The organism is Protofrankia sp. Cas3, from assembly GCF_963555955.1.
Taxonomy (GTDB): Bacteria; Actinomycetota; Actinomycetes; order Frankiales; family Frankiaceae; genus Protofrankia.
This window is the reverse complement of the sequence record NZ_CAUVXP010000002.1, coordinates 19,471-33,577: the sequence shown is the minus strand read 5'-3', so window position 1 is coordinate 33,577 and position 14,107 is coordinate 19,471. Positions and strand designations below refer to the sequence as shown.

The following is a 14,107-nucleotide window of genomic DNA, read 5'->3' as shown; positions in this document are numbered from 1 at the left end:
TCATCACGAGGTAGATTTTTGCACACGTTCGTCAATCAGACGACTCACCCACCATATTCGATCTTCGCTCTGAGAGCCGCCGGCACCCGCCGGTGCGCTCAACTTCCGACCGCGTGCCGACGGAGCAACTCGTCGAGCTCGTCCGGATCCCTGGTCTCCGCCCCGGTCTCCGCCCCGGCTTCCGCCTCAGTTGCCGCTTCGGGTTGCTGCGAGCCGGCTGCCGGCGCCGGCCCCGCGGTCAGACCGCCATGCGTCCCCGGCGGATTCACCTGCACCCGCCCCGGCTTGGACGTGTTCGGACGGGTTCCCGACCGGCCCGCCGCACGTCCGCCACCTGGGGATCCCGCCCCCTGACCGGAGCCCTGCTCGGCATCGGCCAGGGTCTCATCCTCGATCGTGTCGGTGTACTCGGTGTACTCGGTGTACTCGGTGTAGTCGGCATCGGCATATGCCACATTCGCGGGGTCGCCGGTAGCGCCAACCGCGGTCGGCGCGGATCCCGCGGTGACCGTTGCGTTTCCGAGCAGGTCGTAGGTGCCCTGACCGGCGGCGCCCCGACCATCGACAACCGTGCCCTCGACAACCGTGCCGTCGACAACCTGCGGTTGCCGCCCGCCGCTGCCGACCCCGGTACGCGCTGCTGCTGCAGCAGCAGCCGCTGCGATCTGGGAAAGGTCGACGGTCTCCGCGGCGGCGGCCCCGAGATCGCGGTCAGCACCGAGGTCGGGGTCACGACGCACCACGACGGAGTCCGACAGCCGGAAGGGCTCACTGTCAGACGCCCACGGCCCGGCCACGCTGTCAGCGGCACCGGGGTAAGCCGTCCGATGGCCGTACCGGGCGACCCGCTCCGCCGCGATCCGGCGGTCCAGCGCCAACCGGGAGGCACGCAGGCGTTGGTCAGCCTGGGCGGTCCGGCGCAGATGCACGAGGTAGCCGATGAACGCGACATCCATCAGAAGGTGAAACGCGATCAAGATACCGCTCAACAACCCGGCGAGCAGCGCAGTCACCGATACGGCGGTGAACAGTACCAGGAGTCGCCGGCGGCGAAGCCGAACCAGCGCCAGCCGGTCCGCGTCGGCCTTCCGTCGCGGTGGGGGCGTTGCGCGCCGGCCGCTTCCGGCTCTCTCTCCGGACGGGACATGACCAGGAGTGACGGGAGCGGAAGCCCTGACACCGCGCGCCCGGGTTTCCGCCGAAGAGACAGAACGCGCAGGTCCGGAGGCCGCGTCCTCATCCGGCTGGGAAGCGACTGGCCGCATCACGGACCCCCTACCCGGCCGCGACGCCCCTCGCCGTGACAGGACTCGCATGGCCATCGTGAAACGTTCGGCTGACCGCTGTTCCAACGTGCTGTCATGGTGCCTCAGCCACATGGGGATTAGCACGAAACCCCAGACCGCGACGATCGCGAGCCAGATGAGCGCGCTCATGGCCGTGGGTTTGGAAGACAGTACCGTGCCGCGAACCCGCAACCACCCGCGCGTGGCTGAGGCGGCGCAGACTGCCGCGCGGGCGAGCTGACCATGGACGGTTGCCTTCCTGCCGACTCGGATATCGAAGATGACGCCGGCCGGCCCGGACCTCGCATGTCAGCTGCACCGAAATGCGAGGATGCCCGAGCGGCGCGATCATGAAATGGCTCGCGCAACCAGCGGCAGTAAGAGCGACCGGCAATAGGGACGCGGCGTCGCGGGGCCGGGGCACGCACCTCGCAGTGTTGTCGTCGGTCGACACCCAGAACCAGGGTGACTCCCTCCTCCACCTCGCGATGCACCCACCGCAGCCCCGCTCCTTGATCCACACCCCTATTGTCGGGCGCTCTAAGAAACGCTAGTGAGGGAATACCGTCTGGTCACCGACCTGATGCCCGCGTGTCGCACCATCGCGATCTATACCACGTTCACATCTGGCAACATCTTCGATACAGGCAGACACCATTAAAGTCGATCAACCCTCCGACGGCGCCGCTTCCACGTCACAAAAAGATCTTATCGGACCGACAAACCGTGACAACCGCATCCTTCACGTGGACACCATCACACGCGAAAGTCGTCATATGACTACCCGAAGTTAAGAAGCGACCGGTACCCGGTCGCACTCAGGTACGTGAGGCGCGGGTGTCACGCCAGCGGTTCAGTAAGCCCTCCGGGGCGTCCTCCACGGTGATGGCATAGCTGATGTGATCCCGGTAAGCCCCACCGATCGCCAGATAGCGCCGGTGGAACCCCTCCTCGCGGAACCCCAGTTTTTCCACCACCCGGCGGCTCGCCGTGTTCTCCGGCCGGACGTACGCCTCCACCCGGTGCAGTGCCGCCGCGGCGAAACAGTGGTCCACGACCAGCGCCACCGCGGTCGGCGTGATACCGCGCCCGGCATAGCCGCGGTCAACCCAGTAGCCGAGATGCCCGCTGTTCAGCGCACCACGAACGATCGTGGAGACGGTGACCTGCCCCACCAGTCGCCCCTGGAACGTCACCGCAAAGGGCAGTGCGGCACCGAGACGTGCCTGCTGATGCAACCGTCGCACCATCCGGCTGTACACCCCGATGGTCTGGCGCTGCGCCCATGCGTCCGCCGTGGCCGACATCGCCTTGGGGGTCGCCTCCCAGGGTCCGAGCCATTCACCGTTGCGTACCCGGATTTCGACCCAGGTGACAGCCTCACGCAGCCGCAGTGGACGTACGCCCACCGACCCGTCGGTGAGACGTGCCGGCCACCCCGGTGCCCTCATCCCGTCCCTCCGGACCCACGGCCGGAACGGCCCGGATCGACCCCGCCCGGATCGACGCGGCCCTGATCGACATGACTATGATCACCGCCGCCGCGGATCTGGGCCACCGCATGCCCGACCACCCCGGCCAGCACGCGCACCCCGTCGGAGACGCCGCCCGCAGAACCCGGCAGGTTCACCACCAGTGTTCCGCCGCGGACACCGACGACGCCACGGGAGAGCACCGCGGTCGGAACCGCCGCCCGGCCGGCATCGCGCAGGGCTGCGGCGAGCCCGGGCACCTCTCGGTCGATGACCTGTCGGGTCGCCTCCGGCGTGACGTCCCTGGGTGCGAGACCGGTACCGCCGGTGGTGACAACCAGGTGAATGCCGGCCGCAACGGCAGCCTCCAGCGCGATCACGATCGCCGAGCGATCATCGGGGACGACAACCACATCGTCGACGGCAAAACCGATCAGACCCAACGCCTGGGCAGCCAACGGCCCGGACCGGTCAGCGTAACTGCCGGCGTACGCGCGATCCGAGACGGTGATCACCCGGGCGCGGGCGCCGTCGGGTACCTCCAGCGCATGACTCACCGGGCGCCACCGCCACGCCCATCGGTCGGCGTGCGGTGCCAGTCACCGGAGCGCCCACCGGTCTTGGCCAGCAGGCGGATGTCGGTGAGCGTCGCCTCCGGATCAACCGCCTTGACCATGTCATGCAGGGCGAGCCCGGCCACCGCGACCGCGGTCAACGCCTCCATCTCCACGCCGGTGCGGTCCGTCGTCCGGGTGGTCGCGGTGATCTCAACTCCATGATCGTGGACGTCCAGCTCCACCCGGACCCCCGACAGCGCGATCGGATGACACAGCGGGATGAGCTCGGGTGTGCGCTTGGCGCCCATGATGCCGGCCACCCTGGCGACACCGAGCGCGTCCCCCTTGGGTACACCGGCGCCGCGAAGCAGATCGACGACGGTTGGTGCGACCCGCAGAAACCCCCGGGCGACCGCGGTCCGTACGGTCACGTCCTTGGCGGAGACGTCGACCATGCGCGCGGCACCGGTGGCGTCCACGTGGGTCAGCCGTGGCTCGATCATGTGTCCGCCGCCATCCCGGCATCGGACCACGACACCCCGGCATCGAACGGTGCCATGTCGTCACCGAGCCGCAGCGCGGTCAGCTCCGTCCCCGCCGGCCGGTCGGCACCGTCCTCCGGAACAATCAACAGGGCGTCCGCGACGGCCAGGGCCGACAGCTGATGCGATCCCTGGCCACCCGCCAGATGGGCGACCGGCGGCCGCCCGGCTCCGGCCGCGGCCAACCGGACCCGCAGATACGAACGCCGGCCCCGGGACGAGCGCAGCTCCTGCGCGGTCGTGGCGACCAGCGTCGGACGGTGGACGGACGCGAGCCCCCGCATCCGCAGCAACGCGGGTCGGACGAACAGCTCGAACGACACCAGGGCGCTGACCGGATTACCCGGCAACGTGAAGATCGGCACCCCGTCGATCACCCCGAATCCCTGTGGCATCCCGGGCCGCATGGCCAGCGGCTCGAAACGGACCTTTCCCGAACCGGCGAGGACCTGTTTGACCACGTCGAAGGCTCCCACGCTCACCCCGCCAGTGGTGATCACAACATCGACGTCGGCGAGAACGCCGGCAAGCACCGCGGCGAACGCGTCCGGGGAGTCGGGGACGCCGCCAAGCCGCCGTATCTGCGCGCCCGCCTCCCGTGCCGCCGCCGCCACCGCGTGGCTGTTGGAGTCGACGATCTGCCCCGGGCCGAGGGCTTCCCCCACCTCGACCAGTTCGCTGCCGGTCGAGAGCACCGCGACCCGAGGGCGCGGATGAACAACCGGAGTCGCCACGTTGAGCGCGGCCAGCAGGCCGATCTGAGCCGCACCGAGCAGCCGCCCGGCGGGCAGGACCAGGTCACCCACGGCCACGTCGTCGCCGGCCCGCCGGATGTTCTGACCGGGCCCGGGCGCGCGCGTCACGGTCACCCGGTCCATCCGACCGTCGGTCCACTCAAGTTGGACGACGGTGTCGGCACCGGGCGGCAGCGGCGCGCCCGTCATGATCCGCGCCGCGCTACCGCGCGTCACCGGCGACGGTATGCCCGCCGCAGCCGGAATATCCCCGGTGACCGCCAAGGTGACCGGACGCCCGGGGCCGGCGTCGGCCACGTCAGCGATGTGCACGGCGTATCCGTCCATGGCCGAGTTGTCGAACCCGGGCAGGGCGGAACCGGCGCGAAGGTCCGCTGCGAGCACGCAGCCGTGCGCGGACCGCAGCGACAGCGACCGCGACCGCAACGGGACGACCACGTCGAGGATGTCGGCGACATGCGCATCCACCGACTTCATCCGGCCATCACAGACCCCTGATCATCACAGACTCCGGTCAAACGGGCGCCCGGTCGACACTAGGCGCCCGGTCAGCACAGGCCGGGTTCGGCCTTGGGGCCCCCGGCGGAGACGTACTCCTCCAACCACGGGTACAGCTCCGGGCCGATGTCGGACCGCTCACAGGCGAGCCGGATCACGGCCTTGAGGTAGTCCACCCGGTCACCGGTGTCATAGCGACGCCCAGTGAAGACCACCCCGTGGACGGGCTCACCGGCGTCGTCACCGAGCGTCGCGAGTGTCCGCAGCGCGTCGGTGAGCTGAATCTCGTTCCCACGGCCGGGCGGCGTCTCCCGTAGGACGTCGAAAATCGACGGTGACAGGATGTACCGGCCAATGATCGCAAGATTGCTGGGCGCCTCGGCTACCGGAGGCTTCTCGACCAGGTCCCGGATGCGGACGGTCTGGTAACCGGCGGCCGGCGCTGTCCCGGCTGCGGTCGTGACGGGTGTCGGGTCGACGGTCGCGACCCCGTACAGGGAGACAAGATCCTCAGGTACCTCCATCAGGGCTACGACGCTGCCCCCGAAACGCTCCTGTACCGCGAGCATCTCCACCAGCAGCGAGTCACGCTCGTCGATCAGGTCGTCACCGAGCAGAACCGCGAACGGCTCGCCTCCGACGTGCGCGGCCGCGCACAACACCGCATGCCCCAGGCCGCGCGGTGCCTGCTGCCGGACGGAGTGCACCTCGGCAAACCCGGCGGACGCGCGGACCCGGTCCAGCCGGGTCGTGTCGCCCTTGCGTTCCAGGGCGGCCTCAAGCTCCGTCTCTCGGTCGAAATGATCCTCTATCGCCTTCTTGGTACGACTCGTGACAAGAAGGACATCTCGTAGGCCGGCGCGCGAGGCCTCCTCCACCACATACTCGATAGCCGGCCGGTCGACGACCGGCAGCATCTCCTTGGGAAGGGACTTGGTCGCGGGCAGGAACCGGGTGCCCAGCCCCGCAGCCGGAATCACCGCCTTCGTTACTGACATGGGCGAAACCATAGCCGGATGCCGGCCCGAGGGTCGCCGCGGCGCGCATCATCGCCATTTGCTCACAGCTGATCCCCTTGTCCCGGTGTGGTTCCAGCCGACGTGGTGCAGGCCCAGTCCATGGCAAGCAGGATCGGAGTGTCCGGCGGACCGGACAGAGCGAACCGGCACGTCCAGTCCGCGACTTTCGGGCGGCCGAGACGCTCCCAGGCGTCGATGAGCGCGATCGCGGTGTCGAGGGCGACCGGGTCCCCGGCGAGGATCACCTCGTCGTGGGTGAACAGCGCCGCGGATCCGGTGTCCGGGTCGAAGACGCCACAGCCGCCCCACTCCTCGGGCGCCCCGGCGACATGTACCCGGGTCACCCGTTCGTCCAGGCACGCCGCGGCGAAGCACAGGTCCGCCAGATCGTGCGGATGCAGGTCCGCGGGCAACACCCGGTGCCGGGTGACGGGCGCCGCGGTCGAACGGACGAACGGCGGCACCGAGGACGGGCCGTACCAACCGAGAGGTCCGGTGACCGGCAGAAATCCGGCCGGTGCCAGGCCCCGGCCATGCATCGCGCCGGCGGCCGCGTCGGTGCCGGCAGCCGCGTCCGCCGCGCCGGTCGTCACCAGAATGATCGGTGAGAGGCCGCCGTGACGCATCGGAGCGAGAATTCCCCCCCGGGGGCCGAGCTGCTCCACCCACGACGGCGCCAGGCCGTTCACCGCGCAGGTGACGACCACCCGGTCATAGGGTGCACCGTCGGGCCAGCCCTGGTAGCCGTCGCCGTGGACGACCGTGGCGAGCGACGTGTCGACACCGTCCGCGGCCAGCCGTGCCAGCGATGCGCGCGCCTCGGTGGCAACGAGCGGGGACACCTCGACCGAGGTCACCCGGCATCCCAGCACGGCCAGGAGCGCCGCGTTGTATCCGGTGCCGGCGCCAATCTCCAGTACGCGCATGCCCGGCATCACATCCAGCCATTCGATCATGCGGGCGACCAGCGACGGCTGGGAACACGACGACAACACCGCGTTCTGATCCCCGGAAGTCTGTGTGCCACCGGACGTCTGCGGGATGTGGGTGACCAGCGCGCTGTCGGCATAGGCCGCGTCGAGGACGTCGCCGGACGGTGGGTCGTCCTGAGAGACCGTGAGGTAGCGCGGTGTGGGCCCCACACCGTCATAGAAGCCGGTCAGGCAGCGGTCCCGGCGGACGGTGGCAAACGCGCGCGCGACATCCGGCCGGGTGACGGCTCCGAGCATCCGCAGCCGCTCAACAAAGGCGTCGAGCCGGGCCGATATCGATGGACCGTCGTTTGCCGCATCCGCCGGGCCGCCCACGGCGGACGCTGCCTGATCCGTTTCGTCCACCTTCCCAGCGTCGGCCAGCGTGGCATCGTTTGCCAGCCATTCGACCGATTCATGATCGCAGTTGTTGATATATTGGCCATCTCCGCAATACAGACCACAAATATATCAATGGAGCATCCAGTTTCGGACAACAAAGAATCAGGCCGTTCACCTACCGGACACGCCGCAGATCGGCCAGTTCGCGGCGCAGGTTGGCACGGGCTGCCGGCTCCCAGTGGTGAAATGCCCAGGGCGTCGCATATACCCGGCAGTCGAGCAACGCACGCAGGACGGCCGCCCGGCCGGCGACCCACTGCTCCGGGGAGGCCCAGCCGTATTCCCGCCTTACTCTGCGGACGTAGACGTCGTACGCAGGCGCCGGACGGGCGAGCACCCGCAGGTCCGCATCGTTGATCATGGCTTCGTCGGGTTCGGCGGACACATGCGTCCCCGTTGCCCGCACCAGCCGGTCGACGTCCCGGATCACCGACCGTGGACATCCCAGATCGGTCAGCGTGGCAACGGCCAGCTCCCCGGAGCGGGCCTCGTTGTCGCCCGCACATGTGTCATAGACCGCGTCATGGAAGAAGATCGCAAGCCTGCCGCCGGCAACCGCCGACAGCGCGCCGGCGCGCCCGGTCAGCTGATCCCAGGCCCGATCAGCCGCGACGAGCAACTGCAACGCCGTCAGCGTCTCGCCGACGTGACGGAGTGTATGGTAATAACGACCAGACTCGCAGTAACGACGAGCCAGATCCGCAAAGGCGGCCGCCCGCCCGGCCTCGTCCGCCCGCGCGCCCACAGCCAGCAGCGCGCCGTCAAATGATCGCGCCAGCGGCGACAGCACGGCGGTGCCCACATACCCCTCCGATGATCATTACTTCTGGGCGGCTCCGCGCACCGCACCTGCGAGCGCATACCCAGACCCGATCATCGGCGCATTTCCGCTCCGAGGCGACGGAAGCGCGGACCACAGCGTTGCTTTGATCGAACACACGTGCGATCATTAAACGGTGGCAGCGATCATCACCATCGATGGCGAGGACTACCCCCTGCCCGACGACACCAATGTCGAAGAGCTACGCCGTCGCATCGCTCAAGCAGTGTTCAGGTGCGAGGTCGAGCAGCTGCACCTCGCTGACAGCCACGTCATGCTGGTCAACTGGCGGTCGGTCCGGACCATCCGGATCCGCCGGGTGGACGCGACGGCTCCGGGCTCCCCCACCCACCACCGCCGGGGGTACGGATCATGACGACCGCGCCGGCTGCCAGCTCAAGACTTGTCTTGGGTGCCAGCGCAACACCGTCCACCTCGTTACGACCCACCGCGCCCGGACCACCGCCGGCGGCGCCCTGTGGTGCATGCCGACGGCGATCGGTGAGCACCGACAGGGTCGCCGGTTCCAGCACCCGGATCGACCGCACCAGCCCGGCGCCACCGCGATGGCGCCCCGGCCCGGATGTGCCCGGGTCCAGCTCGTAGCGTTCGACCCGCATCGGGTATTCCAGCTCCAGCGCCTCGATCGGGGTGTTCAGGGTGTTGGTCATACCGACATGCACACCGGACGGCCCCGGTCCGCGAGAGGAGGCGCCCTGGCCACCGCCCAACGTCTCGTAGTACGTCCACCCACGCCCGCCGATGATCAGATTGTTCATCGTGCCCTGCCCCTGCGCGGGCAGATCGGCCGGCCCCGACTGGACCGTCTGTGACCGGGCGGCGAGGGCCGGGGCCAGGGCCGCGAGCACCGTGTCCGCGATCCGCTGGGATGTCTCGACGTTGCCGGCGACCACCGCTGACGGCCGGCGCGCGTCCACCAGCGACCCTGGCTCGGTGCGCACCGTGAGCGGAGCGTAGGTGCCGTCGTTGGCCGGGACGTCGTCGGGCAGCAGCACCCGCAACGCGAAACAACAGGCCGACCGGGTGACCGCCCGCGGGCAGTTCACGTTGCCCGGTACCGCCGGCGAGGTTCCCGCGAAGTCGACGGTCAGCCCGTCCCCCTCGATCGTCGCGGTCACCCGGATCGGGATGTCGTCGTCCCTCACGCCGTCGCCCTCGACCTCGCCGACAGCGGTGTACCGGCCGTCCGGCAGACTCGCGATCATTGCCCGGCTCCGCCGTTCGCCGTAGGCCAGCACCTCGGTGAACGCCTCCAGCACGACGGCCAGACCGCGACGGTCGACGAGTTCGGCCAGCCGGGTGCCGGCGAGCCGGTTGGCGGCGGCCTGCGCGCGCAGGTCGCCACGCCGCAGCTCGGGGGTCCGGGAGTTCGCACAGATCAACTCAAGGATGTCGTCCTGCCACTCACCGTCGGCGACAAGCCGCACGGGTGGGATGATGAGCCCCTCCGCATAGATCTCCTGCGAGTCGGCCGGCATCGACCCGGGCCGCATCCCACCCACGTCCGAATGGTGCGCGCGGGTCGCGGCATAGGCGATGATCTGGCCATCGGCGATCTGGCCATCGGCCGCCAGCGGCGAGACGAGGGTGATGTCGGGCAGATGGTTCCCCCCGGCAAACGGGTCGTTGAGCACCCACACGTCACCGGGCACGGCACCGCGTTCGGCCACGGCGCGCACCGACTCGTACATCGCGCCGAGGTGCACGGGGACGTGGGCGGCCTGGGCGACCATCCGCCCGGCCGCGTCGAACAGGGCGGCGGAGCAGTCCCGGCGTTCCTTGATGTTGGACGAGTAGGCGCTGCGCACGAGCAGTGTCCCGGTCTCCTCGGCGACACCGGCAAGGGCGCTGGCCAGTACCGACAGCGTCACCGGATCCATCCCGTCCTCCGTTCGAAAGCAGGCGGATGTCCGGTGTCGCCGGCTCCCACAGCCAAGGCTGGCATACGCCGTAGAATACGCTTCGGGTAATTACAGGAGTACCAGTGATCATCACCCCGGAATTACTTCCGGGGTGATGACCAACCCGCCGGTGTGGGCTGGTCGGTGTGGGCTGGTCAGTGTGGGCTGGTCAGTGTGGCCGCGGGCAACAGCCGGGCCAGATAGAACGGAGAGGGCCATGGCGGATCTGAGCAACAGCACCGATCCGGCCACGAAGGCTGCGCTGTCGGCACATGTGACTCCCCGGCGCTGTTCGAGGGAATTCTACGACAAGGAACTCGTTCGCCTGCAGACCGAACTCGTGCGGATGCAGGAGTGGATCGTTCATCGGGGCCTACGGGTCGTGGTGGTCATGGAAGGCCGGGACACCGCGGGCAAGGGCGGGACGATCAAACGCGTCACTGAGAAACTCAATGCCCGGCACTGCCGGGTCGTCGCTCTCGGCACGCCAACCGAACGCGAACGGACACAGTGGTATTTTCAACGATATATCCAACATCTGCCGGCGGCGGGTGAAATAGTGTTTTTCGACCGGAGCTGGTACAATCGGGCGGGCATCGAACGGGTCATGGGATTCTGCACCGACGAGGAGTACGAGGATTTCCTGCGGACCTGCCCCCAGCTCGAACGGGCGCTGGTACGGTCGGGCATCATCCTCGTGAAGTACTGGCTGTCACTGAGCGACAAGGAACAGGAAAGACGCTTCGGTGATCGGATCAAGAACCCGGACAAGCGGTGGAAACTGTCAAACATGGACCTTGAAGCCCGTGCCCGCTGGGTCGACTACGCCGAGGCCAAGGATCAGATGTTCGCCTATACGGACCTCAGGGACGTGCCCTGGTACGTCGTGGACGCCGATGACAAGCGAAGCGCCCGATTGAATCTCATCAGCCATCTGCTGACCATGATCTCATATGAGACCCTCCCGCAGACGGACATTCAGCTTCCGGCACGGCAGGAACGCGCTTACATGCGTCCGCCGATCGACACCCAGACCTGGGTGCCCCGCCGCTACGTCGTCGACTGATCCGGCGCCGGCCGAATGCCCACAGTCGGCCGGCGCCCGTGGAACTTCTCCGTAGTCGGAGGTGGATGTGCGCAAGTTCGTCATCATGGGTGTGCAGGGCAGTGGGAAGGGCACGCAGGCGAAAATGCTCGCGGACGACCTCGACCTCGTCCACATCAGCGTGGGTGACATATTCCGCTGGAACATGCAGAGCCATACCAAGCTGGGCGCTCAGGTCAGACGCATCGTCGCCAGCGGCCACCTGGTTGGCGACGATCTCGTCGAGTCCGTCGTCCGCGACCGCCTAGCCAGCCACGACTGGAACTACGGCTTCGTCATCGACGGCTTCCCGCGCAACGCCCGGCAGGCCGAGTTCTTCCTGGAGAGCTACGACATCGACGGCGTGATCTACCTGGACCTCCCCGACGAGGAGGTCTACCGCAGGGTGCTCGCCAGACGGCTGTGTTCACGCTGCGGACTGGACTACAACCTCATCGCCAGTCGCCCCCAGGTCGCCGACACCTGTGACGTCTGCGGCGGTCAGCTGCTGACCCGATCGGATGACAACCCCGAGGCTCTCGGGGTCCGCCTCCGGGAATATCACGAGAAAACCCGACCGGTGATGGAGATCTTTCAGCGCAAGGAATACGTGGCGGTCGTCGACGCCCGACATAAGGCCGTCGACGTGCAGGCCGAGATCCGCGAACACTTTGATCTACCCAAGATCGCTTCATCGTAGGCGGCGGGCAGCCGGCGCCCGCGGTACGGACGCCGGCCGGCAATTCGTCAGAGAATAAGGCTTGCCGCGGTCGACAGATTGCGGAAAACCAACGTCCAGAACACGCTGCAGTCAAGCAGTCCGATCAACGGAACCTCCCTATGGCGAGTAACACGTTGCATCACGTACTGTATCTATTTCGATACACAGAGTAGCCACATGACTCGCGATTGGCAGTGACCGCGCTGGGTGTGTTGACGCTCGAACTCGGGGGCTACGGCCTCCGGGCGCGCGATCTGACGATCGTCGCGCGCCCTTTGGCCCTCTCGGACCCGGGGACGCTGTCGATCGTGATGGGCGGGATACGGTACGGCCTGCGTGCCGCGCCGGGATCGCGGCACCGCGAGAGGAGAAACGTCCGCGATGAGCGACGAGCAGCTCGTCCGACCCGCGCAGGTCAGCGGGTTCCCCGAGTGGCTGCCGGAGGTCCGGCTGGTTGAGCTGCGCTGGCTCGACGAGATCCGCCAGGGGTTCGAACGCTACGGCTTCTGTTCGGTCGAGACCCCGTCCGTCGAGGCCCTCGAGGTTCTGCTGGCCAAGGGCGAGACGTCACAGGAGGTCTACACGCTACGCCGGCTCCAGGCCGAGGCTGCCGACGACGGCGATGCCCGACTCGGCCTGCACTTCGACCTGACCGTGCCGTTCGCCCGGTACGTCGCCGCACACTTCAACGACCTGGTCTTCCCGCTCAAGCGCTACCAGATGCAACGGGTCTGGCGTGGCGAGCGTCCGCAGGAGGGCCGCTACCGCGAGTTCACCCAGTGCGACATCGACGTCATCAACGTCGACCACGTTCCGCTGCACTTCGACGCCGAGCTTCCCCGGATCATCCACGAGATCCTGACCGGCCTGAACATCCCCGCCTGGTCGATCAATATCAACAATCGGAAGGTGCTGCAGGGCTTCTACAGCGGCCTGGGCATCGACGACCCGCTCGGCGTCATCCGGATCGCGGACAAGATTGACAAAGTGGGTGCTGCCGGGGTCGAGAAGCTGCTCGCCACGCGGACCGCGCTGACACCCGCACAGATCAGATCCTGTCTGGATCTCGCCCACATCCGTGGCGTCGACGCGGGCGTGACCGCGGACATCCGTCGCCTCGGTGTCACCTCCGACCTGCTCACCGAGGGTCTGGACGAACTCTCGTTCGTCCTGGACGAACTGTCGGACCTGCCTGCCGGCAGCGTCGTGGCGGACCTATCCATCGCCCGCGGCCTGGACTACTACACCGGCACCGTCTACGAGGGAAAGTTCCTCGACTGGCCCGACTACGGCAGCATCTGCTCGGGTGGCCGCTACGCAGATCTCGCCGGGTCGTTCATCCGCCGGCACCTGCCCGGCATCGGGATGTCGATCGGGCTCACCCGCATCTTCGCCAAACTCGTGGCCGAGGGCCGCCTGAGCACCGGCCCCAGCTGCCCCAGCGACATCCTCGTCGTCATCCCGAGTGATGCCCGCCGCGCGCAGGCGCAGGCCACCGCCGCGGCGCTGCGCAGCCGCGGCTACAACGTCGAGGTCTACCACCAGGCCGACAAGCTGGGGAAGCAGATCCGCTACGCCTCCCGCAAGGGGGTCCCGTTCGTCTGGTTCCCGCCGTTCGAGGACGGCAAGCCGCACGAGGTCAAGGACATGGCCGGCGGCGAGCAGGTCACCGCCGATCCGGCCACCTGGCGCCGCCCCTGACCCGAGTAGGCCGCACCAGATCCCCTGTTCGATCGGCGCTGCTCACCGGCAAGATCGGCGTAAGTTTGTCGGTATGTACGCTTATTCGTCAGAAAAGCGTACATACCGACAAACTTACGCCGATCATCTACCGCGCAGGCGGTCACGCGCAGCATCCGGCCGACTTGGACGACCCTTACCGCGGCACCTCGCCCCGCCTTCGCCGCATACCAACCTGGCACCGCCCCTGACCCCAGGTAGGCCGCGGGTGAGATTCCTGCTGCCTTCCCGGCAATGAAATCCGCATCTTAAAACCAAAGAGTGACACAGCCATATTACTGGCTTCAATCACCAGGCTCTGCGGAAGGGACGTCATGT

At 67.9% G+C, this 14,107-nt stretch carries 12 protein-coding genes; 3 read left to right on the top strand and 9 right to left on the bottom strand.

The features are described from left to right. Positions 1-98: 98 nt before the first annotated feature. The 9 genes from U9983_RS00635 to U9983_RS00595 all read right to left on the bottom strand — a co-directional run bounded on the left by U9983_RS00635 (position 99) and on the right by U9983_RS00595 (position 10,223). Complete coding sequence (locus U9983_RS00635; protein WP_322752151.1) at positions 99-1,013, bottom strand: hypothetical protein; 915 nt, start codon at positions 1,011-1,013, stop codon at positions 99-101. Between the two features lie 1,091 nt (positions 1,014-2,104). After that, positions 2,105-2,737, bottom strand: coding sequence for a GNAT family protein (locus U9983_RS00630; RefSeq protein ID WP_322752150.1), 633 nt, complete (start codon positions 2,735-2,737; stop codon positions 2,105-2,107). Next, entirely contained in the window at positions 2,734-3,315 is a 582-nt protein-coding gene (locus U9983_RS00625; RefSeq protein ID WP_322752149.1) for a MogA/MoaB family molybdenum cofactor biosynthesis protein, read from the bottom strand. Before U9983_RS00625 ends, U9983_RS00630 begins: the two co-directional genes overlap by 4 nt. Further along, positions 3,312-3,818: a cyclic pyranopterin monophosphate synthase MoaC gene (moaC, locus tag U9983_RS00620; RefSeq protein ID WP_322752148.1), complete on the bottom strand. Its 507-nt coding sequence runs from the start codon at positions 3,816-3,818 to the stop codon at positions 3,312-3,314. Before moaC ends, U9983_RS00625 begins: the two co-directional genes overlap by 4 nt. Next, a complete protein-coding gene (glp, locus tag U9983_RS00615) occupies positions 3,815-5,089 on the bottom strand; it encodes a gephyrin-like molybdotransferase Glp (RefSeq protein WP_322752147.1) in 1,275 nt (424 codons plus the stop codon). Before glp ends, moaC begins: the two co-directional genes overlap by 4 nt. 71 nt (positions 5,090-5,160) lie before the next feature. After that, entirely contained in the window at positions 5,161-6,108 is a 948-nt protein-coding gene (locus tag U9983_RS00610; RefSeq protein WP_322752146.1) for a UTP--glucose-1-phosphate uridylyltransferase, read from the bottom strand. A 62-nt stretch (positions 6,109-6,170) separates the two neighbouring features. Beyond that, positions 6,171-7,466, bottom strand: a complete 1,296-nt coding sequence (locus U9983_RS00605; protein WP_322752145.1) for a hypothetical protein — start codon at positions 7,464-7,466, stop codon at positions 6,171-6,173. A 151-nt stretch (positions 7,467-7,617) separates the two neighbouring features. Further along, positions 7,618-8,304, bottom strand: coding sequence for a hypothetical protein (locus U9983_RS00600; protein ID WP_322752144.1), 687 nt, complete (start codon positions 8,302-8,304; stop codon positions 7,618-7,620). 299 nt (positions 8,305-8,603) lie between these two features. Continuing rightward, on the bottom strand, positions 8,604-10,223 hold the full coding sequence (locus U9983_RS00595) for a hydantoinase B/oxoprolinase family protein (protein WP_322752143.1): 1,620 nt from the start codon (positions 10,221-10,223) through the stop codon (positions 8,604-8,606). Between the two features lie 238 nt (positions 10,224-10,461). On the opposite strand from U9983_RS00595, the gene ppk2 reads away from it, so the two are divergent. The 3 genes from ppk2 to hisS all read left to right on the top strand — a co-directional run bounded on the left by ppk2 (position 10,462) and on the right by hisS (position 13,750). Continuing rightward, on the top strand, positions 10,462-11,310 hold the full coding sequence (gene ppk2, locus U9983_RS00590) for a polyphosphate kinase 2 (RefSeq protein ID WP_322752142.1): 849 nt from the start codon (positions 10,462-10,464) through the stop codon (positions 11,308-11,310). A 67-nt stretch (positions 11,311-11,377) separates the two neighbouring features. After that, a complete protein-coding gene (locus U9983_RS00585) occupies positions 11,378-12,028 on the top strand; it encodes a nucleoside monophosphate kinase (RefSeq protein WP_322750323.1) in 651 nt (216 codons plus the stop codon). A 402-nt stretch (positions 12,029-12,430) separates the two neighbouring features. Next, the gene (gene hisS / locus U9983_RS00580) at positions 12,431-13,750 is read left to right on the top strand and encodes a histidine--tRNA ligase (RefSeq protein WP_322752141.1); all 1,320 of its coding nucleotides are present in this window, start codon (positions 12,431-12,433) and stop codon (positions 13,748-13,750) included. The last annotated feature ends 357 nt before the right edge of the window (positions 13,751-14,107 follow it).

Coding starts and splice junctions, on each gene's coding strand:
- U9983_RS00610 (WP_322752146.1), bottom strand. CDS start 6,108: ATGTCAGTAACGAAGGCGGTGATTCCGGCTGCGGGGCTGGGCACCCGG.
- U9983_RS00595 (WP_322752143.1), bottom strand. CDS start 10,223: ATGGATCCGGTGACGCTGTCGGTACTGGCCAGCGCCCTTGCCGGTGTC.
- hisS (WP_322752141.1), top strand. CDS start 12,431: ATGAGCGACGAGCAGCTCGTCCGACCCGCGCAGGTCAGCGGGTTCCCC.
- moaC (WP_322752148.1), bottom strand. CDS start 3,818: ATGATCGAGCCACGGCTGACCCACGTGGACGCCACCGGTGCCGCGCGC.
- glp (WP_322752147.1), bottom strand. CDS start 5,089: ATGAAGTCGGTGGATGCGCATGTCGCCGACATCCTCGACGTGGTCGTC.
- ppk2 (WP_322752142.1), top strand. CDS start 10,462: ATGGCGGATCTGAGCAACAGCACCGATCCGGCCACGAAGGCTGCGCTG.
- U9983_RS00630 (WP_322752150.1), bottom strand. CDS start 2,737: ATGAGGGCACCGGGGTGGCCGGCACGTCTCACCGACGGGTCGGTGGGC.